Source organism: Microbacterium aurantiacum, assembly GCF_021654035.1.
Classification (GTDB): domain Bacteria; phylum Actinomycetota; class Actinomycetes; order Actinomycetales; family Microbacteriaceae; genus Microbacterium; species Microbacterium aurantiacum.
In genome coordinates, this window is sequence record NZ_JAJPDW010000001.1 from 475,985 (window position 1) to 497,655 (window position 21,671).

Below are 21,671 nucleotides of genomic sequence, written 5' to 3' on the forward strand. Positions count from 1 at the left end.
GCTCAGCGGAAACGGATGCCGAGCCCGACGTGGGCGTTCTCGACGGCGTATCCGTCGCGGACGGTGACCGGGGACGGGTCGCGGAGCGCGCCGAGGTCGCCGAAGCCGGCATCCTCGACGTCCTCCACCATCGGCTCCGCGACGCCCGGGGTCGCCCGGAGCGTGCGGGCGACCTGGGTCGACAGTTCCGGCAGGAGGTGGGGGTGGACGGCGGTGCCGTACTCGGCGGCGATCGCGGCGATCCCGAGGAACGGGGTGATCCCGCCCACCCGGACGATGTTCGGCTGCACGATCTGCGCGGCGCCCGCGCGGAGGTACTCGTCGAACCGGTGCACGGTGTGCAGGTTCTCGCCGACGGCGATCGGGATGCCGCTCGATGCGGCGAGCCGGCGGGCGAGCTCGGTGTGCCCCCACAGGTCCTCGGCGCGCAGCGGTTCTTCGATCCACGCCGGGGACACCTCCGCGAGGACCTCGAGTGCGGCGGTGGCACGGTCGAGCTCCCACCGCTGGTTCGCGTCGATCATCAGCGCGCGGTCGGGGCCGATCACCGCGCGGACCGCGCGCAGGCGGTCGAGGTCTTCGGCGACCTCGGGCTTGCCGACCTTCACCTTCACCGCGTCGAATCCGGCATCCGTCCACCGCTCGGCCTGGGCGACGAGGTCGTCGATCGGGTAGTGGAGGTTCACCCCGCTGCCGTAGGCGCGGACGGCCTCGCGCTGCGCGCCGAGCCATCCCGAGACGGAGGCGTCGTCGGCCCGGGCGGCGGCATCCCACAGGGCGAGGTCGAGACCGGCGAGGGCGATGGTGGTGAGTCCGCCACCTCCGGCTTCGTGGAGGTGCTGCCACATCGGCCTCCACCCCTCGCCCGGTTCACCGGGACCGCCGACGGCCACCGGGGCGATGTCGTTCACCAGCAGGGCATGCACGGCTTCCGCACCGATCTGCGGCGTCCAGGAGAAGCCCCAGCCCTCCGCGCCGTCGCTGCGGACGACGTGGGTCGCGACGACGCCGACCGAGGTCACCCCCGATCCCCACGGGCGCGTCAGCGGCACGCGCACGAGTCGCGCATCGAGCGAGCGGAGGGTGATCACTCCGGTGCTCACACCAGCGTCCGTCCGGCGGAGAGGATGTCGGCGAGTCGCGCCTTCTGGGCGGGGCTCGGGTCTACCAGCGGTGCCCGGACGGATCCGACGGAGAGACCGCCGAGGCGCAGCCCCGCCTTGACGAGGGACACCCCGAATCCGGGCCGCTCGTCGCGGAGCGCGACGAGCGGCGTGTAGAAGCCGTCGAGGAGGGCGAGGCGCCGCTCCTCGTCGCCGGCGACGTAGGCGCGGTAGTAGGCGTTCGCCACCTCGGGGATCATCGCGAACGCCGCCGAGGAGTACAGCGGGATGCCGATGCCGCGGTACGCGGCCTGGGTCAGTTCGGCCGTGAGGAGGCCGTTGAAGAAGGCGAAGTCCTCCCGGCCTTCGGCGCGGACGGCGCGCACGATCTGCTGCGCGAGGCCGATGTCGCCGACGCCGTCCTTGAACCCGATGACCTTCGGGTTCCGTGCGAGCGTGCGGATGCTGTCCACGGAGAACTGCGCCGTCCCGCGGTGGTACACGATAACGGGGAGGTCGGAGGCGCCGGCGACCGCCTCGACATACGCGACGAGTCCCGCCTGCGGGCCCCCGACGAGGTACGGCGGGAGCACCAGAAGGGCGTCGGCACCGGCATCCGCCGCCGCACGCGCGAGGCGGATCGCGTGCCCGAGCGGGCCGCCTGTGCCCGCGATCACCGGGACGCGGCCGGCGACGGTCGCGGTCGCCACCTGCACCACGCGCGCCGCCTCGCTCTCGGACAGTGCGTGGAGCTCGCCCGTCCCGCACGCGGGGAACACCGCACCCGGCGCGTGCGCGAGACCGCCGGCGATGTGCGCGGCGAGGACGTCCTCGTCGACGCGGTCGGCGGTGTCGAAGGCGGTGACGGGGAAGAAGAGGATGCCGTCGAGGTTCATGCCGGCACGTCCTTTCGGGATGCGGGAGAGGAAGGGGCGGAGGCCGCGAGCTCGCTCCGCCAGGATCGCGTCGGGCTCCAGCCGAGCATCCGTTCCGCCTTCGCGGAGGAGAACGCCGGCGTCGTCCCGGTGAGGTCGGCGGCGAGCGCGTCGGATCCGGGGAGGAACCGGGGGAGCAGCTCGGCGAGCGGGTCACGGGCGAGGGCGTCGGCGGCACCCACGAAGAACACCTCGGCCGGAGGCAGGTCTCCCATCGCAGGGAGCAAGGCCTCGAGGAATCCGGTCACGTCGCGCGCGTCGACGTAGTTGAACAGCGCGGGCGCCGAGAGAGCGGGGTCGTCGAGGCGCTCGGCGACCGTGTTGCCCTGCTGGGTGGGGGCGCCGCGCCACTCCTCCGGGGCGATCACGTAGCAGGGGCGGAACGCGGCGAAGCGGATGTCGGGAGACACCTCGCGGGCGAGCATCGCGATCGTCTGCTCGGCGACGAGCTTCGACAGCGCGTACGCGTTCCACGGGCGGGCCGGGGTCGTCTCGTCGAGCGGGAAGCGGTCGGGCAGCCAGCCGTTCGGCGCACCGTAGCCGAGCACCGTCGGGCTCGACGCCGTGACGATGCGACGGATGCCGACCCCCGCCGCTCCGCCGAGGACGTTGAGGGCGAGGGTGGTGTTGGTGCGGAGGATCACGTCCTCGGGTGCGCTGAACGGCACCGCGATCGCCGCGAGGTGTATGAGCGCATCGGCGTGGGCATCGACGAGGGCCCGTCGCGCGGCATCCGCGTCGGTGAGGTCGACGTCGACGTGTGTGACGCCCTCCGCGGAAGGCGTCGTGTCGATGGGGCGTGCGCGGTCGAGGCTCACGACCTCGTACCCGGCGGCGGCGAGCCCCGCCACGACGGTGCGGCCGAGGCGGCCGGATCCGCCCGTGACGACGATGCGGCTCACGGCGCCGGGATCCCGGCGGTCGCGGTCGCGCTTGCGGGAGTGTCTGCGAGGAGACGGATGCCGAGCTCGGCGACCCGCACCGCCTGGCCCGTCTCGAGCGAGCGGTTGCCGGCGATGCCGACGGCGATGGAGCGGACTCCGTCGCGCCAGTCCGCCGGACGGCCGAGCGGATCGTCGCCGGGTCCCTCGAACACGTCGGCGAGGAGCAGTCGGTCGCCGCCGCCGTGGCCGCCGCCGGCATCGGGGATCTCGACCTCGCGCGCCGCCTCCCAGTGCCGCTGCACGAGGAGGCGCTCGCCCTCCGTGCGGAGCGATCCGGAGGATCCGGCATCCGTGGCGCTCGGATCGAGCACGGGGTGCAGGCCCTCGTCGGGCAGCACCGCGCCGCGCTCGACGACCTCGAGCTCGGCGCGGCCCTCGGTGCCGTTGACCGCGACGCGGTAGCCCTCCCACGGAGCATGGGCGTTGAGGGAGTAGCTGAGCGTCGCGCCGGAGGCGTAGTCGACGACGAGGGCGAGGTTGTCCTCGATCGTGATGCCCTCGGAGAACACGTCGCGGTCGCGGCGGTAGCCGTCGTGCGCCGCGGCGTCGCCGTACAGCGCGCCGAGCACCGCGTCCTGGCGGATGTCGAGACCGAACAGATCGCTGTCCGCGCCCTCGCCGCGGGACGCCGCGTTCTCGGCGCCGTAGAAGCGGAGACCCCCGGAGGCGAACACGCGGCGGGGCTCGGATCGGATCCACCAGTTGACCAGGTCGAAGTGATGGCTGGCCTTATGGACGAGCAGTCCGCCGGAGTGCTTCTTCTCGCGGTGCCAGCGGCGGAAGTAGTCGGCGCCGTGCTTGGTGTCGAGCATCCACGAGAAGTCGATCGAGGTGACGCGTCCGATCTCGCCGCGCTGGATGAGCTCGCGCAGAGCGGAGTTCCGCGGCGAGTAGCGGTAGTTGAAGGTGATGACGACGTCACGGCCGGTGCGGTCGATCGCGTCCTCGATGGCCGCGGCGCTCGGGGCGTCGATCGTGAGGGGCTTCTCGACGACCGCGTCGGCACCGGCATCCATCGACCGCACGATCAGCGAGGCGTGCAGATCATCGCGCGCGCAGATGATCACGCGATCGACCCGCTCGGTGCGGATCATCGTCTCGACGTCGTCGGGGCCGTACACCGCGGGGGAGACCCCCGTCGCCGCCCGGACGCGGTCCGCGTGGTACGCGGCGCGCACGGGGTTCGGCTCGCAGATCGCCACGAGCTCGGCGGTCTCGGCGTAGGGGCCTGTCAGGGCGTCGACGTACATGTGGGCGCGGTGACCCGCACCGATGAGGGCGTAGCGACGACGAGACATCTCTCTCCTTCAGAAAACCTTTTCTCAGGGTAACAGAGGGTGGGGGAAAGCGCTCGCCCGGGCTGCGACGGATGCCGCTCAGGAAGGTGGCGGGCCGGTCGTGGCGCGCACCACCGTCTCCGGGACGAGCGTGAGTGACGGTGGAGGAGCCTCGCCCGAGAGGAGGGCACGCATCCGCACCCATGCCGCGCGACCGAGCTCTTCGGCGGGGACGGCCGCCGTCGTGAGGGCCGGCGTGGTGAAGCGGGCGAAGGGGATGTCGTCGAATCCCACGATCGACAGGTCGTCCGGGACGCGGCATCCGCGGCGACGGACCGCGTCGAGGAGGCCGACGGCGACGAGGTCGTTGAAGGCGAGCGCCGCCGTGGCGCCGGAGTCGAGCACGGCGTCGGCGGCGGCGGTCCCGGCATCCGCCTCCACTCCGCAGGGAAGGCGACGCAGATCGACCTCGGGGTGCGCCGCGGCGAACGCGTCGAGGGCCTCCGCGCGCTGCGCGCCCGAGGCGCTGCCCGGTGCGCCGGAGAGATGGAGGATCCGGCGATGTCCGAGCCGGTGAAGGTCGTCGAGCTGCGCGCGGAGGGCGGCGCCGTAGTCCGCGCGGACGCTCGCGACGTCGGGGGAGGTGCGATTCACGAGCACGAGCGGGGTGAGCGTCGCCGCGAGGGCGTCGAGGTCGGGCTGCGGCATCCGCGGGGCGCAGAGGATGACTCCGTCGGTGCGCCGCCGTGTCGTCGTGGCGAGGGTGCGTTCGGCGTCGACGGACTCGGCCGAATCGGAGACGAGCACGTGGAAGTCGTCGGCGGCGGCCGCGCGGCCGAGGCCACGCAGGATCGTCTGGAAGGTCGGGTTCGCGAGATCGGGAACGACGACGGCGATCGTCTGCGTGCGCCCCGAGACGAGACTCCGCGCCCAAGGGTTGGCGGTGTAGTTGAGCTCGGTGGCGGCGGCGCGCACGCGCTCGGCGAGAGTCGGATCGACCGTGGGGTTGCCGTTCAGCGCGCGAGAGACGGTCGACAGCGAGACGCCGGCGCGCGCGGCGACGTCGGCGATCGTGACGACGGCGGGACGGCGGGCCATCAGCGGCGCGGCGGTGTGCTCCCGCGCACGATGACCTCGAGGGGGAGCGGCTGCGGGTCAGGCGCCCACTCCGCATCGACGGCGGCGTGTAGGGCGCGGTAGCCGAGGTCCTCCAGCGGCACGCGCACCGTCGTCAGACCCGGACGGATGTCGCGGCCCGTGGAGATGTCGTCGAAACCCGCCACGGCGATATCGGCGCCCACGCGGAGTCCGGCATCCCGCACCGCCGACATGATGCCGATCGCCACGACATCGCTGATGCCGAAGACGAGGGTGCCGGGTTCGAGCCCGCGCTCGAGGAGGGCGCGCGCGGTGTCGTAACCGGCGTCGCGCGTGAACCCGCCGCGGACGACCTCCTGCACTTCACCGCCGGCCCCGGTGAAGCCGGCGGTGAAGCCGGCGACGCGATCGTCGGACGTGCGGATGCCGATCCCCGCGGCGACGATGACCGCGCGGGTGTAGCCGAGAGCGGCGAGCTGCGCGCCGAGCGCCGTCGCACCGCCGACGTTGTCGACCGACACGGCCCGGCCCGGACCGTCGGGGCCGAGGGAGACGATCTGCCCCCCGCCGGCCGCGAAGGCGGAGAGCTCGGCATCCAGTCCGACGGAGTCCGGGCCGTCGGTGCGGGATGCCGCGAGGATGAGGCCGCGCGGGCGCTGGCCGCGGAGGGCCCGCACCAGACGCGTCTCGCGCTGGGCGTCGCGCTCGGTGATGGCGATCGTGACGACGAGGCCCGCTTCGTCAGCGCCGCGGGCGACGCCGGAGGCGAGCTGGCCGAAGTAGGGGTCGGCGATGTCGGCGACGAGCAGCGCGACGATCGCGGAGGTGCCGCGCGCGGTCGCCTGCGCGGAGAGGTTCGCGGTGTAGCCGAGCTTCTCGGCGGCGGCCTCGACGCGCTCGCGGTAGCTCTCGGCGACCTTGCGGGTCGAGCCGTTGAGCACGCGGGACGCGGTCGCCAGGGACACGCCGGCCTCGCGCGCCACATCGTGCAGGGTGGCAGCGCTTCGGGAAGGCGCGATGATCTCGCTCACGGGCCCGAGTCTAGAGCGCCGCGGGTGCGGATGCCTGGCGTCAGGAAACGCTTACCTCCCGCGTGTCGCCCGGCTCTCCCCGTTCACTTGTCGCCTCTTGCGGGTCGCGGGGCTCGGCACCCGCGGGAGGCGACAAGTGAACCGGGTGCGTCAGACGGGGTGGGCGAGGATGCGGGCGTTCTGCGCGCGCTGCCAGGCGCGCTGCTCCCACATCGGGTGATGCGGGGCGGCGTTCGAGCACAGCACCACGCCCCACACACCGTGCTCGAGCGCCGTGTCGATGCCGTGCTCGGCGAGCGCGCGGCCTGTGGGGCCCTCCTCGAATGTGCCGTGGAGCGGGGTGTACCCCACCCATCCCTCGCCGACGAGCGCCGGGATCCGCTGCGCGCGCGCCCACTCCGCGATCGCGATCACCCGCGACTCGATCTCGCGCCGCATCATTTCCCGGTACGGCCCCTCATGCGCGCGCAGCCACGCGTCCCAGGCATCCGGATCGATCCAGTCGTAGCCGTAGATCATCTGATCCGTCACGACGGTCGCCCGGTACTTCCACTCCGCCGCCCGGCCGTAGTCGGCGACCGTGGGTGCGTCGGGGCGCAGCAGGGCGCGGAGCTCGGCGTTGGGGAAGCCCGCGCTCCCCTCGGAGCGGATGTCGATCCGCTTCTGCAGCGCGTCCAGCACGCCGTAGCTGTAGACGTGGAACTGCGCGGCGCCGATCCCCTCGGGGACGCGGTGCATCGCCAGGTGCGGCGGCTTGCCGTAGCTCGCCGTGACCAGGAGATCCGGATGTCGCGACAGCAGCCACGACACCTGCTCGATGCCGCCGTCGGCGAGCGCCGGGAGGATCGAGAAGCCGATCTCGTTGTGGAGCTCGACGAGGGCTATGCGCTCGCGGTGCACCTTCGTGGTCAGGAAAGCGATCATGCGGTCCCACGCGGCGGCCAGCACCCGGTAGCGCTCGGCGAGGGTGTGCGTCGACGGCGCGGGGTGGCTGGAGATCGGGGGATCCCGCGTGCGGGTCGGGCCGGGCGGCGCGATCGTCCTCCCCGCCGGAACTCCTCATGCGTATGGAGCGAGCGAGGACGCTCCCTGGACGATCTGGTGGGCGCATGTGCGAGGACGCGATGTCGACGAGCTGGTGGAGGCCTGCGGCATCCGTCCGGATGCGCCCCTGTTGTCGCTGCGGTCGCTCGACCGCGTCACGGCTCTCCTCGATGAGATCGTCACGTCGTTCGAGCGCGACATGACCCCCGCGCGGCTCGTCGCGACGAGCGGAATGGCGTGGCGCCTGATGACCCAGCTCGCCGTCGACCGGCTGCTGCCCGAGGACGGCACGCCGGTCGAGCGCGCGATGCGGTATCTCGAGGACCGCATCGACGGGCACGTGCAGGTCGGCGAGCTCGCCGCGTTCGTGGGGGTCTCGCCGTCGCATCTGGCTGCGCTCTTCCGCCAGGCGACGGCGGGGGCGTCGTCGCCCACCACCTGTCGCTGAAGATGGCGCGCGCCCGGCGACTGCTCGACACGACCGACCTTGCTGTCGCCGAGATCGCGCGCCAGGTGGGCATGGACGACGCGTTCTACTCCTCCCGCCAGTTCCGCAAGATCCACGGGACGAGCCCGACCGCCTACCGCGCCCACCGCAAGGGCTGAGGCCCCGGTTCACTTGGCGCCTCTTGCGGGTCGCGGGCCGCGTCACCCGCACCACGCGACAAGTGAACGGGGATGGCTGGGCACGTGGGACCGGCCCTCACCGCGCCCCATCCCGCGGGTCAGCGGAGGCGGAGGTGCGGGGCGACGGCGGAGGCGAAGGATGCCGCGGTCTCGCGCGCGATGGTCGCGGCGGGACGCGACCAGATGTCGGCGTTGAAGATCTCGACCTCGACGTCGCGGTCGTAGCCGGTGTCCTCGACCGCGCTGGTGAGGGACGCGAAGTCGATCACTCCGTCGCCCGGGTAGTGGCGGCTGAGGAGCACGTCCGCGGGCAGCGGCGTCTTCCAGTCGCACACCTGGTACGTGGCGATCCGGCCCTCGCGGCCCGCGCGCGCGATCTGCGGGAGGACGTCCGGATCCCACCAGATGTGGAACGTGTCGACCGTCACGCCGACGACCGACGGTTCGAAGTCCGCGGCGATGTCGAGCGCCTGGCCGAGCGTCGAGACGACGCACCGGTCGGACGCGTACATCGGGTGCAGCGGCTCGATCGCGAGCTGCACCCCGGCCTCGGCGGCGTACGGGGCGAGCTCGCCGATCGCGTCGCGCACCCGGGCGCGCGCTCCGATGAGGTCGCGCGACCCGTCCGGCAGCGCCCCGGCGACGAGCACGAGCACCGCGACGGAGCCGTCGGCCCCCGCGGCGGCGAGGGTCGCGGCCTCCTCGATCGCGCGGCGGTTGTCGTCAATGGCGGCGCGGCGCGCGGGACCCTCGGGCATCGTGAAGAAGCCCGAGCGGCAGTGGGTCGACACCCGCAGCCCCGAGTCGGCGACCATCGACGCGGCGACGTCGAGCCCGACCTCCTGCACCGGCTCGCGCCACAGCCCGATCGCCGGCACCCCGGCATCCGTCGTCGCCCGCAGCGCTTCGGCGAGGGAGGCGTGCTTGATCGTCCCCTGATTGATCGACAGGCGCGAAGTCCCCGAAACACCGGCGACGGATGCCGCGCTCACGCGTCGACCCCGTTCACGCGCAGCATCCCGTGCCAGCGGTCCGCCGCGAGCTCGGGGTCCTCCAGGGCGCCGCAGCCGGCGGCGAGCTCCACGATGCGGGAGAGGTGCGGAAGGCTCCGCGCGGAGTGCAGGCCCCCGACCATCTGGAACGCGACCTGATGTCCGTTCAGCCACGACAGGAACGCGACCCCGGTCTTGTAGTAGAAGGTCGGCGCGGCGAAGATCTGCCGGCTGAGCTCCTCGGTGGGCCCGAGGATCGCGAGGTACCGGTCGGGGTCGTCGGCGTCGAGCGCCTGGATCGCGGCGGATGCCGACGGGGCGAGCGCCGCGAACGCGCCGAGCAGCGCGTCGGAGTGCTGGTGCCGCGCCTCCGCGTCACGCGCAGGTTGTGCCGCGTCCAGCACCGAGGCTCCGCCGATGAGGCCGACGTAGTTGAAGTCGTCACCGGTGAACATGCGCACACCCTCGGGCAGGCGCTCGCGCACCGACACCTCGGACGTGGCATCGAGGAGGCTCATCTTCACCCCGGCGACCTTGTCGACGTTCTCCTCGATGATCTCGAGCAGGACAGCGGATGCCGCACGCCAGTCGCTGGAGCCGAAGTACCCCTCGAGGGTCGGGTCGAAGGCGGTGCCGAGCCAGTGCAGCACGACCGGACCGGATGCCGCCTGCAGTACCTCGCGGTAGACGCGCCGGTAGTCCTCGGCCGATTCCGCGGCGCGCGCCAGGTGGCGCGATGCCATGAGGACCGGCCCCGCCCCCTGCTCCTCGGTGAAGGCCAGCTGGGAGAGGAAGGCGTCGGTCACGGCGCGGAGCGAGATGCGCTCCTCCTCGACGTGGTCGGTGTTGACCCCGACGACCACCCGGCCGCCGCTCTCGCGGGCGACCTCGGCCGACCGGGCGATGAGCTCGCGCGTCGCAGCGGCGTCGAGACCCATGTTCCGCTGGGCGGTGTCCATCGCGTCCGCGACGCCGAGACCCCACCCGTACACCGAGCGGCGGAAGTCGAGGGTGGCGTCCCAGTCGATGTCGGCGGGCTGGCCCGGGGTGTTGTCTCCCGCGACCCGCGGCACCACGTGTGCGGCGGCATACGCCACGCGCGAGCGCAGCGGTGCGGTCGGCCGGGTGTACTCCGGCGCGTCGGGCAGGGCGACGCGCGACAGCGCGCCGTCGGGGGCGAGGAGGGTGAGGCCGCCCACGGGTCAGTCCAGGCTCAGTGCGGTCAGCTCGACCTTGCGGCCCTCGCGGCTCGAGCGGAGTCCCGCCTCGGCCAGCAGCACGCCGCGCGCGCCGGAGAGGAGGTCGAACTCGTACTCGGTGCCGAGGGCGTACGAGAGGAGGAACTCCTCCCACTGCTGCTTGAACCCGTTCTGGAAGACGTCGTTGGTGGGCACCTCGGCCCAATCGGCGTCGTAGTCGTGGTCGTCGGCGAGGTCGGGGTTCCACACCGGCTTCGGGGTGGCGTTCCGGTGCTGGATCTTCGCGCCGAAGAGTCCGACCACGGCCGAGCCGTGCGTGCCGTCGACGTGGAACTCCACGAGCTCGTCGCGGTTGACGCGCACCGTCCAGGAGGAGTTGATCTGCGCGACGATGGGCTCGCCCGCCGCGTTGCCGTCGATCTCGAAGATCCCGTAGGCGGCATCCTCTGCGGTGGCGGTGTAGTGTTCGCCGTTCTCGTCCCAGCGGTCGGCGATGTGCACCGAGGCCTGCGCGTAGACGCTCTTGACCTCGCCGAAGAGGTTCTCCAGCACGTAGTTCCAGTGCGGGAACATGTCGACGATGATCCCGCCGCCGTCTTCGGCGCGGTAGTTCCAGCTCGGGCGCTGCGCGGGCTGCCAGTCGCCCTCGAACACCCAGTATCCGAACTCGCCGCGGACCGACAGGATGCGGCCGAAGAATCCGGAGTCGATGAGCCGCTTCAGCTTCTGCAGGCCGGGGAGGTAGAGCTTGTCGTGGACGACGCCGGTCTTCACGCCGGCGGCGGCGGCGAGCTTCGCGAGCTCCAGCGCCTCGTCGGCGGTCTCGGCGGTCGGCTTCTCGGTGTAGATCGTCTTGCCCGCGGCGATCGCCTTGCGGAGGGCCGACGAGCGGGCCTTCGTCACCAGGAAGTCGGCGTAGATCTCCCAGCGCGGGTCGGCGAGGGCGGCGTCGAGGTCGGTGGTGTAGTCCTCGATGCCGTGCCGGGCGGCGAGCTCGGCGAGCTTGGCCTCGCTGCGTCCCACCAGGAGCGGCTTCACGGTCAGACGCGTGCCGTCGGGCAGCAGGATGCCGCCGGCGTCGCGGATCGCGAGGATCGAGCGGACCAGATGCTGGCGGTACCCCATTCGACCCGAGACGCCGTTCATGATGATGCCGACCTCGCGGACGGCGGGGCGGTCGACGGATGCCGGGGTGACGGCGGGGGCGAGGGCGGTGTCGCTCACGGTGGCCTTCTTTCTGCGGGTGTGACCCGCCGAGGCGGGGAACCGATCCGAGAGGAGCGGTAAACGCTTTCCAACTTATTCCAGTGTGCCACGGCGGATCCGCGATCCGCAAGCGCTTTCCCGGTGGGCGGGAGTGTCAGCGCCCTCCGGCGGCGTCCATTTCGACCCCGCGCCCGGGAGTGGCGACGCGGGCTTCGTCCAGCGCGCACAGCGCGGACCCTCCGTCATCCGCCGCGCTCGCGAGTCGCTGCGCCGCAGCGGCGGGGAGGTGGATGCCGGCATCCGTCCGCAGCGGCAGGAGCCACAGCTGCAGGTCGGTGTCGGGACTGATGCGGAGGTCGTCGAGGTCGACGACGAACGGCGAGGCGTCCCAGAACCGGTCCGCGACGATGCGCCCGTCGGCGCGGAGCTGGGCGACGTCTCCCGCCCAGTCGATCCGCAGGGTCGCGTCTCGTCCGACGGCGGCGGGGAGGTGCAGGCGATGCACCGCGGCGTGGGCATCGATGACCGTGCGGTCGGGGGCGGTGTGCCGCCCGTCGCGGGCGCCGTAGCCCCCGGCATCCGGCGTCATCCCCGCGCGGATCTGCTCCGAGATCACCGTCGCCGTGCATCCGCTCACCGGGGTCTCCCACGTCCGGCGGCGCCAGCGACGGCCCTCGGGCAGGTACTCGAGGACGTCAGGCGTCGGCGCCTCGGTCCGCACCGACACGGTGCCGGCAGGATCCCAGGTCAGTTCGTCGCGCGAGAGAAGAAGGCGTCGTCGTCCCGTCGCGGCGTCGACCACCCACAGATCGGCGGCGAGGCGCGCGGGCACGACCAGGATGTCGAGCGCCCCCTCGGTGCCGGCCACGCGCACCGGGTCGAGGCCCGGACGCAGGGTCCGGACGGTGCCGTCGATCTCGGCCCGAACCTCGATCCCCGCGTCCTCGCGGAGCACGAGCGTGGGCACGGCGCGCGTACCCGCGTCTTCTTCGGCCACGCCGTCGAGGACGGTGACGAGCGACGCGGACGCCCACGCGACCTCCACCCCGCCGAGCGCCAGCCCGAGCGGCCAGCACGCGAGGGTGCCGGCCGGAATGGTCACCGCACGGTCGGGTACCTCCCACGTCCGCTTGTCGGTCTCGACGCGGAAACGGATGCCGGGGAGGTCGTCGAGGGGCTCGTACGGCTGCTGCCACCCGACGAAGAGGAACCCGCGAGTCCCGTCGCTGCGGATCGCCCATCGAGGCGTCGTGCGGTCGCGCACGCCCGCGGGTGCGACGTCCGGGAACGTCGTCGGCATCGTCGCGAGGTCGGAGCCGAACGCCTCGATCACGGCGTGCTGGAGGCGCAGCGCCGCGTGCGACGGCGCGACGCGACCGGCCTCGCCGATCGGGGCGTGGAAGTCGTAGCTCAGATCCGGCAGGTCGTTGGGGTACCCGGTCGCCTGGCTCTCTGCCGTCCCGAGGACCGGATTGGCGCCGCCGGCGTACATGTACAGCCCCTGCCAGGCCGATCCGCTGCCGAGCTTCGCGTGCGCGACGGCGGCGATGTCGGGCGCCGCCGGGCGCGGGCGGCGGTGGTAGGCGGTCGCCATGCCGCCGCCGACCTCGCACGTGGCACGGGGGAACAGCTCGGATGCCGAGGAGGCGGCGGCGACCTCGGCGGCGCGCAGGTCCGCGCCGATCCCGGGATCGTCCCAGCGGTCGGAGAAGAAGAAATGCGCGCGGAAGGTGTCGTCCCACGGCTGGTCGGGGTCCACCCAGAAGCCGTCTCCGTACCCGCCCCACAGCGGCACGACCTCACCCTCCGGTAGCTGCGCCGACCCCCATGCGGTCGCCGTCCACAGGGGCGCCGAGAGCCCGGCATCCCGGGCCAGGTGCTTGAGCGTGACGAGATGATCGGGTTGATCGTAGAGCTCGTTGTCGAGCTGGATGCCGAGGACGTTCTCGGGGTGCGCGCGTCCGTCGAGCGCCGCCCCCAGCGCGCCGAACCACTCCCGCACCACCGCGAGATAGGCGGGGTCGTCGGTGCGGTGCCGGACGGGGAGGGCCTGGACCCAGTCGGGGAACCCGCCGTTGCGGAGCTCGCCGTGCGCCCAGGGGCCGATCCGCAGGACGAGCTCGAGGCCCTCGGCGCGGACGGTGTCGACGAACGCCGCGATGTCGAGCTCGCCATGGAAGTCGGCCGGTCCCGGCTCGGGCTGATGGTGGATCCACGGGACGTAGGTCGACACGACGTCGATGCCGCCCGCCCGCATGAGGCGGATCCGTTCGGTCCAGCGTGCCCGGGGCACCCGTGTGTAGTGCAGCTCGCCCGACACGGGGAGCCACGGTCGACCGTCGCGGAGGAGGGCGGCACTCGTGACCTCGAGTCCCGGCCGGATGTCGATGTCGTTCCCCATCGCGGGGCGCCGCACGGGCGCGGTGTCGCGGCGCACCCGCGCCCGTGCGGCGGCGTTCACGCCGAGCCCAGCCGGATCGCCGCCCACGACACCGGCGGCAGCGCGACGGTGAGTTCGGCATCCGTCACCCGGGCGTCCGCCCGCCGGATGCCGACGCGATCGGTGTCCTCGAGCGTGTTGGCCGCGGCCAGGTCGTCCTCGTGGAGGAGGTGCGCCTCGACGACGGCGAGACCGGCCGCGCCGAGCGGGGACAGATCCACCCGCACAGTCGCGGCGTCGCTCACGGAGCGGTTCACGAGGAACAGCGTCGCGCCGTCGTTGTCGATCGTCGCGACGGCGTTGACCGCCGCGACGTCGCCGAATCGGGCGCTCGGCACGGTACCGGCGGTGACCGGCACGCGCACCGCGCGTCCCTGCGCCAGGCGCGACGTGAGCGAGAACGGGAAGAAGGTCGTCTGCCGCCAAGTCGGGCCGCCCGGCTCGGTCATGATCGGCGCGATCACGTTGACCAGCTGCGCGAGGGATGCCGAGCGCACGCGGTCGGCGTGCTGGAGGAGGGTGATCATGAGGTCGCCGAACACGACGGCATCCAGAGCGCTGTAGGAATCCTCGAGCTGGCGCGGAGCGATCGGCCATTCGTCGGGACCGTACTGCTTCTGCTGGGCCTCCCAGCGGTCGAGGTACCAGACGTTCCACTCGTCGAATGAGATCATGATGCGCTTGTCGCTGCCGCGCTCGGCGGCGACGTGGTCGGCGGTCGCGACGACCGAGGCGATGAAGCGGGCCATGTCCTCGCCGGAGGTCAGGAACTCCTGTGCGTCGCCGTCGCGCTCCTGGTAGTAGGCGTGGCACGAGATGAAGTCGACGTCGTCGAAGGTGTGCTGCAGCACCTCGCGCTCCCACGAGCCGAAGGTCGGCATCGTCCGCCCGGACGACCCGCACGCGACGAGTTCGATCGACGGATCGAGCTGGCGCATCGCCTTGGCGGTCCGCGAGGCGAGCTTGCCGTAATCCTCTGCGTTCCGGTGCCCGAGCTGCCAGGGTCCGTCCATCTCGTTGCCGAGGCACCACATCTTCACCGCGAACGGCTCGGGGTGGCCGTTGGCCGCGCGACGCTCGGTCCACGCGGTCGGGACGATGGTGTTCGCATACTCGAGGAGGTCGAGGGCCTCGGCGGTGCCGCGCGTGCCGAGGTTCACCGCGAGCATCAGGTCGCTGCCGACCGCGTCGAGCCACTGCTGGAACTCGTGCAGTCCGATCCGGTTGGTCTCGGTGGCGTGCCAGGCGAGGTCCAGACGCCGCGGTCGTTCGTCGACCGGACCGATGCCGTCTTCCCAGCGGTACCCCGAGACGAAGTTCCCGCCGGGGTAGCGGATGGTGCTGACGCCGAGCTCGCGGACGAGGTCGATGACGTCCTGGCGGAACCCGTTCTCGTCGGCGGTGGGGTGGCCGGGCTCGAAGATGCCGTCGTAGATGTGGCGTCCGAGATGCTCGACGAACCCGCCGAAGATGCGGCGATCGATCGGGGCGATCTCCAGGTAGGGGTCCAGGCGTGCGGTGGCGTCGGTCATGTCACTGCCTCTCTGCGGTGTGCGGGGGGATTATGTTGCGGAAATCGCGTTATCCGCCACCCTCAGGCTACGGGTACCGCGAGCCCTTCCGCAGGTGCGATCGCCTGCTCCGTCTCAGGGCGGGTGACCGCGACACGAATGAAGGCCACCTGCTGCGGGTCCAGCTCCAGGTGATCGACGGCCGCGCCGGTTTCGGCGTCGGTGCCTTCGATGTCGACCGACACGGGGGCGTCGGTGTGGTTGATGACGGTCACGAGGTCGCCGCGGCGGGCGGCCTCCACCCCGGGGGGGAGATTCTCCACGACCGGACGGATACCGGCTCCCGCCACGACCGCGGCGACGATGGCGTCGATGCCCGCAGCGTCCGGGTGGGTCGCGACGTACCAGGCCTCACCCGCGCCGTGCCGGTGCCGGGTGAGGGCGGGGCCACCCTCGGCGAGCCCGTCGGCGAAGCGCGCGAGCACGTCGGCGCCGCGCGCGTGGATGTGCTCGGCGACGAGACCCCCGTCGAAGACGACGCCGCCGTAGCGGACGCCGACGCGGGCGGCATCCGTCGCCGTATCCGGCGCGATCGTCGTGAGGGCACCGACGCCCATGCCACCGACGCCGCGAGAGGGGAGAGCGCCGAAGTCCTCGAAGCGGATGCCGAACACGTCGCCGAGCCGGGTGAGGAACCCGCCGGGGAGGAATTGGTCGTGGGCGTCGACGATGTCGGTGAAGGGACCGCCGAGGAGCGTTCCACCGTTCTCGACGAAGCGCACCAGAGCCGCGGCGCCCTCGTCGCGGAGGAGGTAGAGCGCCGGGGCGAGGACGAGGTCGACGCGCTCGCCGGCCGCCTCCTCGGGCGCGATGATGTCGACCTGGATGCCGCGCGCGTGGAGCGCCCCGTACCAGTCGAGGCAGATCGCGAGGTAGTCCAGCAGCACCGGGTGGTCGCGTTCTTCGACCGCCCACCAGTTCTCCCAGTCGAAGACCAGGCCCACGCGCGCATCGGTGCCCGGCGCCGGGGCGGGGAGGGTCGGGAGGGCGGCGAGGCGCGCGCCGAGCTCCGTGACGGCGTCCCAGGTGCGGGTGTCGGTTCCGGCGTGGGGGAGCATCGCCGAGTGGAACTTCTCGCTCCCCGCGCGGGACTGCCGCCACTGGAAGAACATGATCCCGTCGGCTCCGCGCCCGACCGACTGCGCGGTCTCGACCATGAGCATGCCGGGGGACTTCCCGGGGTTGGCGGGGCGCCAGTTGACGGCATCCGTCGCCTGCTCCCACAGCAGCCACGGCACGTCGGGCTTGAGGGAGCGGACCAGGTCGCGTTGGAACGCGGCGTCGCGCACACGGTGAGGGTTCGCCGGGTCCGGGTAGCAGTCGTCGGCGATGACGTCCATGTGCGGTGCCCACCGGCGGTAGTCCGCGGGCTTGAACGGGCCCATGAAGTTCGTCGTGATCGGCTGCGTGGCCCCGGCCTCCTGCAGGATGCGGCGCTCGGCGAGGTAGCACTCCAGCAGCATGTCGCTGGTGAACCGTCGCCAGTCGAGCATCGACGACGGGTTGTGGCTGTAGGGCGCGAGGCGCGGGGGGAAGATCTCGTCGAACGATCCGTAGCGCTGCGACCAGAAGCTCGTGCCCCACGCCTCGTTGAGCGCGGCGATGCTCGTGTACTTCTCGCGCAGCCAGACGCGGTAGGCGTCGCGGGCGGCATCCGAGAAGTCCATCGGCAGGTGGCATCCGAACTCGTTGCCGACGTGCCACATCACCACCGCGGGGTGGTGGACGTAGCGCTCCGCGAGGCGGCGAACGAGCTCCCCCGCCAGACGGCGGTAGACGGGGGAGGACGGGGCGAAGTGCTGACGGCTCCCGGGCCAGTAAGACGCGCCGCTCTGATCGGCCGGAAGCGTCTCGGGGTAGGTCGCACTCACCCACGGCGGCGGCGAGGCGGTGGCAGTGGCGAGGTTCACCCGGATGTCGCCGGCGTGCAGGGTGTCGATGACGGTGTCGAGCCAATCAAAGTCCCACACGTCCTCGGCGGGTTGGATGCGCGACCACGCGAAGATGCCGAGGCTGACGATGTTGACCCCCGCCTCCTGCATGAGACGGACGTCTTCGGCCCACACCTCCTCGGGCCACTGGTCCGGGTTGTAGTCGGCGCCGTAGAACACGTCGGGGACTCCTGTCGTGGGAAGAAGGAAGCGAAGGGGTGGAGCGGGCGCGCGACGCGTCAGGCGCGTCTGCGCGGGCGGACGGGAACGGCCATGGCCGCCAGCGCGGTGCACCCGAGGGCGGCGATGACCAACGGGAGGAGCACCCACGTGACGACGACCGCGAAGACGACGGTCGCGAGCAGGTAGGCGGCCCCGGCGGGATCGGCGGCCAGGGCGTGGGGGGTCGCGCGGATCGCCGCGCGCCAGCCGGTCTCGGGCGTCCACAGCGTCGCGGACGTCAGGACGACGAGGGCCGTCGCGGCCAGACCTGCCCAGCCGACGGCCTCGATCACGGGTCCGCCGGGAAGGAACCCGCTCCGGGCGAGGTCGATGTCGAGCAGCAGCACGAGGGTCGCCACCACCGCGATCAGCCCGACGACGAGCCCGCCGGGGAGGGCACGGTGAAGGTCGCGGAAGAACGTCCGCACGTGCGACTCCTCCGCGGCGGCGAACCGCCGGAGATGACGGATGCCTGCCGCCAGCGCCGCGGGCAGCGTCACGAGCGGCAGCGAGACCACGGTGATGAGGAGCCCGACGATCAGCACCTCGCCGAAGAGGGCGAACCGCGCCCCGGCGCCGGGGTTCCGTGCGATCTCGTGCCCTTCGGGCGTGGGGCCGGCACCGGAGAGCGCCTCGCGCTTCGCCGCGCGCTCCTCGGCGCGGACCGACATCCGGGGGCGGGCCACGATCAGCCCTTCAGGCCCTGGGTCGCGACGCCGTCGACGAGGAAGCGCTGGAAGACGATGAAGAACAGCAGCACCGGGACGAGGGCGATGAAGCTCGCGGTCACGGTCGCGCCGTAGTCGCTCGTCGAGGTCTGGTCGTTCCACAGGCGGAGCGCGATCGGCAGCGGATAGTTGTCGGGGCTCGTCAGGTACAGCAGCGGTCCGAGGAAGTCGTTCCAGCTCCAGATGAACGCGAAGATCGCGCACGTGATGAGGGCCGGGCGGATGAGCGGCACGATGATCGCCCAGAAGATCCGGATGTGGCCCGCGCCGTCGATGCGGGCCGCTTCATCCATGTCGCGCGGCATCTGCCGCATGAACTGCACCAGGAGGAAGACGAAGAACGCCTCGGTGGCGAGGAACTTCGGCAGCACGAGCGGCCAGAAGGTGTCGATCATGTCGAGCGAGTTGAAGAGCAGGTACTGCGGGATGATCACGACGTGGAACGGCAGCAGGAGCGTGCCGATCATCGCGGCGAAGAGGATCCCGAGGCCCTTGAACTGGATGCGGGCGAACGCGTACGCCGCGAGCGCCGACGACATCACGGTGCCGATGACCGCGAGAACCGCGAGGATGAGCGAGTTGGCGAAGAAGCGCCACATCGGGATGCCGGCGATCCCCTCCATCACGGTGAGGTAGTTCTGCACCGTGGGGCTGTCCGGCAGAATGCCGGGGTTCTGTCCGAATTCGGAGTTCGGCTTGAACGTCGCGAAGAGCAGCCAGACGAGCGGGTAGAGGACGACCGCGGTGATCACCGCGAGCACGATGAACCACACCACGGTCTGCCATGTCTTGCGCTTGACGCGGCGACGGGTGGGAGACGGCGTCGCGGTGTCGTTCTCGAGGTCCTGCTGCTCGAGGACCTGGACGGCGGGTTCGCCGAAGGATGCGGAGCTCATCGGTTGTCTCCCGAGTAGTGGACCCAGTTCTTCTGGGTGCGGAACAAGATGAGGGCGATGATCGCGACGACGATCATCAGTGCCCACGCGATCGCGGCAGCGTAGCCGTACTGGCCGTCGGAGAAGCCGCGCTTGTAGAGGTAGAGGGTGATGAAGTTCGTCATGCCCGCCGGGCCACCCGTGCCGTTGGAGATGATGTACGCCGACGCGAAGACCTGGAAGGCCCCGATCAGACCGAGCAGCAGGTTGAAGAAGATCACGGGCGAGAGCATCGGCAGGGTCACCGCGCGGAAGCGGTGCCACGGACCCGCGCCGTCCATCTCCGCGGCCTCGTAGAGCTCCTTCGGGATCTGCTTGAGGCCGGCGAGGAAGATGACCATCGTCGCGCCGAACTGCCAGACCGCCAGGATGATCATCGCGGGGAGGACGAGGGCGGGGTTGCCGATCCACGACCCGAGGTTGATGCCGAAGAAGCTGAGGAAGTTGTCGACCGGACCCTCGCCGGCGAACATCGCCCGCCACACGATGGCGACCGAGACCGAGGCGCCGATGAGGGAGGGGGCGTAGAACGCCGAGCGGAAGAACGCCGCTCCGCGGTCGCGGTAGTTCAGGAGCATGGCCACGATGAGGGCCGCGGCGAGCATGATCGGGGTGCCGACGAGCACGTAGATGAGGGTGATCTGCGCCGACTGGATGAACTGCGGGTCGTCGGTGAAGAGGCGGACGTAGTTGTCGATGCCCACCCATTCCGGCGGCTGGAAGATGTTGTACCGCGTGAAGGACAGGTAGAGCGAGTACACCATCGGGATGATCGTGAGGCCGAAGAAGCCGATGAGCCAGGGGATGAGGAACCCGTAGCCAGCGAGGGTCTCCTTGCGCTGGCGGGTGCGCTGGCCCGGTCGGGCCGCGGGCGCCTCGGGGCGGTTGCGAGCGCTCAGCGACCGCTTGGAGGTCTTCCCGGTGACGATGACCCTCGTCGTTGTCGTACTCACGGTTACTCCTGGTCTCGAGGTGGAGGATGGGGCGAGGGGAGGCCCGAGCGATCCGCCCGGGCCTCCCCGTCGCTCACGAGTTGTTGCTGAGGACGACGTCCATCTCGGTGAAGAAGCGGTCGACCGCGTCCTCCACGGAGATCGTGCCGAAGCCGAGCTCCTGGCCGAGGACCCGGAACTCCTCCTCGAGCGTGCCGTAGCCGACGATCGGCACCGGCGGCGCGTCGCCCAGGCGGTCCTGGATCGAGGCTTCGTAGTCGCGGATCTGCTCGCTCAGCGGGTCGAGGTCGGCTGCTTCCAGCGCGGTCTCGGATGCCGGGAGGCCGCGGTTCGTGCCGAAGATCTCACCCGACTGCGGCGAGTTCACCAGGAAGTTCACGAGGGTCGCGGCGGCTTCCGGGTGATCGGTGTTGGCGGCGATCGAGTGGAGCATCGAGGGCTTGAGGTACAGGTCCTGCGCTCCCTCGACGGTGATGGGCGGGGCGACGAGACCGAGCTCCGGGTATCCCTCGCCCAGCTCGCCGAGGTAGCCGGCGCCGAAGTTGTCCCACGTCAGCTCGCTGGCGGTCAGGGCCGCACCGAAGCCGGACGTCGGGAAGATCTCTTCGAGGCGCTGGGCCGAGATGACAGCTCCCGAGGCGATGACCTCCTGGCCGTCCTCCCAGAACTCCGCCAGGCGGGCCTCGTCGAAGCCGGGCTCGCCGTCTTCGGTGAACAGGGCGCTGCCTTCGGCGCGCAGCTGGATCTCGAAGTTCTGGATGCGACCGGCGTAGTCCGATCCGCCCCACACCTCGCCGCCGCTGGCCTCGGTGACCTCGCCCATCCACGCGGCGTAGTCGTCCCACGTGCCGCCGGCGAACTCGTCGACGCCGACCTCGGCGAGGAGGGTCGGGTTGGTGTACATGCCCCAGGCGTTCGTCGACGTGGCGATGCCGTAGGTGGTGCCGCCGACCACGCCGATGTCGAGGATGTTCTGCGGGATCGGGTCGGTCTCGATGACGTCGCCGAGGTAGGGGTCGAGATCGAGCAGCAGCCCGTTCTCGGAGTACTGCCGGAGGTAGGAGTAGTCGAACTGCATGACGTCGGGCAGGTTGCCGCCGGCGGCCTCGGTCTGGCGACGCTCCCAGAACGCGGGGAAGTCGAGGAACGAGGAGTTCACCGTGATATTCGGGTACTCCTCCTCGAACGCGGCGATCGCCTCGTTGTACATCTCGGCGCGCACGTCGTTGCCCCAGAAGGCGAGGTCGAGCGTCACCTCCTCGTCGGGGTCGAGGGTTCCTGCCGGCTCGCTGCCGCCGGCGCAGCCGGCCAGGGCCAGGGCGGCACCGGTCGCGACGGCGATCCCGGTGATGGCCCGCTTCTTGCTGAACATCCTTGTCCTCTCTTGACGTCTGCGTCCGATTCTCGCGCTCGCGACGTCCGTGTCCGATGGTGC

19 protein-coding genes are annotated in these 21,671 nt (G+C 71.5%); 2 read left to right on the plus strand and 17 right to left on the minus strand.

Translation table 11 applies throughout. The annotated features are described in order from the left end of the window. Positions 1-2: 2 nt before the first annotated feature. The 7 genes from LTL01_RS02310 to LTL01_RS02340 all read right to left on the minus strand — a co-directional run bounded on the left by LTL01_RS02310 (position 3) and on the right by LTL01_RS02340 (position 7,312). Complete coding sequence (locus LTL01_RS02310) at positions 3-1,103, minus strand: mandelate racemase/muconate lactonizing enzyme family protein (RefSeq protein WP_236967242.1); 1,101 nt, start codon at positions 1,101-1,103, stop codon at positions 3-5. Further along, the gene (locus tag LTL01_RS02315; RefSeq protein WP_236967243.1) at positions 1,100-1,999 is read right to left on the minus strand and encodes a 5-dehydro-4-deoxyglucarate dehydratase; all 900 of its coding nucleotides are present in this window, start codon (positions 1,997-1,999) and stop codon (positions 1,100-1,102) included. Before LTL01_RS02315 ends, LTL01_RS02310 begins: the two co-directional genes overlap by 4 nt. Continuing rightward, positions 1,996-2,940 (minus strand): NAD-dependent epimerase/dehydratase family protein, encoded by a 945-nt coding sequence (locus LTL01_RS02320; RefSeq protein ID WP_236967244.1) that lies wholly within the window; start codon positions 2,938-2,940, stop codon positions 1,996-1,998. Before LTL01_RS02320 ends, LTL01_RS02315 begins: the two co-directional genes overlap by 4 nt. Further along, on the minus strand, positions 2,937-4,280 hold the full coding sequence (locus tag LTL01_RS02325) for a Gfo/Idh/MocA family oxidoreductase (RefSeq protein ID WP_236967245.1): 1,344 nt from the start codon (positions 4,278-4,280) through the stop codon (positions 2,937-2,939). The genes LTL01_RS02320 and LTL01_RS02325 overlap by 4 nt, the downstream gene beginning before the upstream one ends. Before the next feature lie 78 nt (positions 4,281-4,358). After that, on the minus strand, positions 4,359-5,357 hold the full coding sequence (locus LTL01_RS02330; RefSeq protein WP_236967246.1) for a LacI family DNA-binding transcriptional regulator: 999 nt from the start codon (positions 5,355-5,357) through the stop codon (positions 4,359-4,361). After that, complete coding sequence (locus LTL01_RS02335) at positions 5,357-6,388, minus strand: LacI family DNA-binding transcriptional regulator (RefSeq protein ID WP_236967247.1); 1,032 nt, start codon at positions 6,386-6,388, stop codon at positions 5,357-5,359. The genes LTL01_RS02330 and LTL01_RS02335 overlap by 1 nt, the downstream gene beginning before the upstream one ends. 150 nt (positions 6,389-6,538) lie before the next feature. Continuing rightward, positions 6,539-7,312 carry a cellulase-like family protein gene (locus LTL01_RS02340; RefSeq protein WP_236967248.1) on the minus strand — a complete coding sequence of 258 codons (774 nt, stop codon included), beginning with the start codon at positions 7,310-7,312 and terminating at the stop codon, positions 6,539-6,541. 43 nt (positions 7,313-7,355) lie between these two features. Here LTL01_RS02340 and LTL01_RS02345 point away from each other — a divergent pair, with 43 nt between their 5' ends. Both LTL01_RS02345 and LTL01_RS02350 read left to right on the plus strand, forming a co-directional pair. Continuing rightward, positions 7,356-7,880 (plus strand): AraC family ligand binding domain-containing protein, encoded by a 525-nt coding sequence (locus LTL01_RS02345; protein ID WP_236967249.1) that lies wholly within the window; start codon positions 7,356-7,358, stop codon positions 7,878-7,880. A gap of 2 nt (positions 7,881-7,882) precedes the next feature. Continuing rightward, positions 7,883-8,038, plus strand: a complete 156-nt coding sequence (locus tag LTL01_RS02350) for a helix-turn-helix domain-containing protein (protein WP_236967250.1) — start codon at positions 7,883-7,885, stop codon at positions 8,036-8,038. A 119-nt stretch (positions 8,039-8,157) separates the two neighbouring features. On the opposite strand, the gene LTL01_RS02355 is transcribed toward LTL01_RS02350, so the two are convergent. The 10 genes from LTL01_RS02355 to LTL01_RS02400 all read right to left on the minus strand — a co-directional run bounded on the left by LTL01_RS02355 (position 8,158) and on the right by LTL01_RS02400 (position 21,608). Beyond that, complete coding sequence (locus LTL01_RS02355; protein ID WP_236967251.1) at positions 8,158-9,051, minus strand: sugar phosphate isomerase/epimerase family protein; 894 nt, start codon at positions 9,049-9,051, stop codon at positions 8,158-8,160. After that, entirely contained in the window at positions 9,048-10,250 is a 1,203-nt protein-coding gene (locus LTL01_RS02360; RefSeq protein ID WP_236967252.1) for a DUF993 family protein, read from the minus strand. Before LTL01_RS02360 ends, LTL01_RS02355 begins: the two co-directional genes overlap by 4 nt. A 3-nt stretch (positions 10,251-10,253) precedes the next feature. Then, complete coding sequence (locus LTL01_RS02365) at positions 10,254-11,474, minus strand: Gfo/Idh/MocA family protein (protein ID WP_197272944.1); 1,221 nt, start codon at positions 11,472-11,474, stop codon at positions 10,254-10,256. A 136-nt stretch (positions 11,475-11,610) separates the two neighbouring features. After that, positions 11,611-13,917, minus strand: a complete 2,307-nt coding sequence (locus LTL01_RS02370; RefSeq protein ID WP_236967253.1) for a beta-galactosidase — start codon at positions 13,915-13,917, stop codon at positions 11,611-11,613. Further along, positions 13,914-15,428, minus strand: coding sequence for an arabinosylfuranosidase ArfA (gene arfA, locus LTL01_RS02375; RefSeq protein WP_236967254.1), 1,515 nt, complete (start codon positions 15,426-15,428; stop codon positions 13,914-13,916). Before arfA ends, LTL01_RS02370 begins: the two co-directional genes overlap by 4 nt. Positions 15,429-15,490: 62 nt before the next feature. Continuing rightward, positions 15,491-17,578: a beta-galactosidase gene (locus LTL01_RS02380; protein ID WP_236967255.1), complete on the minus strand. Its 2,088-nt coding sequence runs from the start codon at positions 17,576-17,578 to the stop codon at positions 15,491-15,493. A 59-nt stretch (positions 17,579-17,637) separates the two neighbouring features. Continuing rightward, complete coding sequence (locus LTL01_RS02385; protein WP_236967256.1) at positions 17,638-18,306, minus strand: hypothetical protein; 669 nt, start codon at positions 18,304-18,306, stop codon at positions 17,638-17,640. A gap of 2 nt (positions 18,307-18,308) precedes the next feature. Beyond that, the gene (locus LTL01_RS02390; protein WP_236967257.1) at positions 18,309-19,244 is read right to left on the minus strand and encodes a carbohydrate ABC transporter permease; all 936 of its coding nucleotides are present in this window, start codon (positions 19,242-19,244) and stop codon (positions 18,309-18,311) included. After that, positions 19,241-20,236, minus strand: coding sequence for a carbohydrate ABC transporter permease (locus LTL01_RS02395; protein WP_236967258.1), 996 nt, complete (start codon positions 20,234-20,236; stop codon positions 19,241-19,243). The genes LTL01_RS02390 and LTL01_RS02395 overlap by 4 nt, the downstream gene beginning before the upstream one ends. 73 nt (positions 20,237-20,309) lie before the next feature. Beyond that, the gene (locus tag LTL01_RS02400; protein WP_236967259.1) at positions 20,310-21,608 is read right to left on the minus strand and encodes an ABC transporter substrate-binding protein; all 1,299 of its coding nucleotides are present in this window, start codon (positions 21,606-21,608) and stop codon (positions 20,310-20,312) included. Positions 21,609-21,671: the final 63 nt, after the last annotated feature.

Excerpts from the sequence above, each read along its gene's own strand:
- LTL01_RS02315 (WP_236967243.1), bottom strand. The coding sequence starts at position 1,999 with ATGAACCTCGACGGCATCCTCTTCTTCCCCGTCACCGCCTTCGACACC.
- LTL01_RS02325 (WP_236967245.1), bottom strand. The coding sequence starts at position 4,280 with ATGTCTCGTCGTCGCTACGCCCTCATCGGTGCGGGTCACCGCGCCCAC.
- LTL01_RS02330 (WP_236967246.1), bottom strand. The coding sequence starts at position 5,357 with ATGGCCCGCCGTCCCGCCGTCGTCACGATCGCCGACGTCGCCGCGCGC.
- LTL01_RS02340 (WP_236967248.1), bottom strand. The coding sequence starts at position 7,312 with ATGATCGCTTTCCTGACCACGAAGGTGCACCGCGAGCGCATAGCCCTC.
- LTL01_RS02350 (WP_236967250.1), top strand. The coding sequence starts at position 7,883 with ATGGCGCGCGCCCGGCGACTGCTCGACACGACCGACCTTGCTGTCGCC.
- arfA (WP_236967254.1), bottom strand. The coding sequence starts at position 15,428 with ATGACCGACGCCACCGCACGCCTGGACCCCTACCTGGAGATCGCCCCG.
- LTL01_RS02390 (WP_236967257.1), bottom strand. The coding sequence starts at position 19,244 with ATGAGCTCCGCATCCTTCGGCGAACCCGCCGTCCAGGTCCTCGAGCAG.
- LTL01_RS02400 (WP_236967259.1), bottom strand. The coding sequence starts at position 21,608 with ATGTTCAGCAAGAAGCGGGCCATCACCGGGATCGCCGTCGCGACCGGT.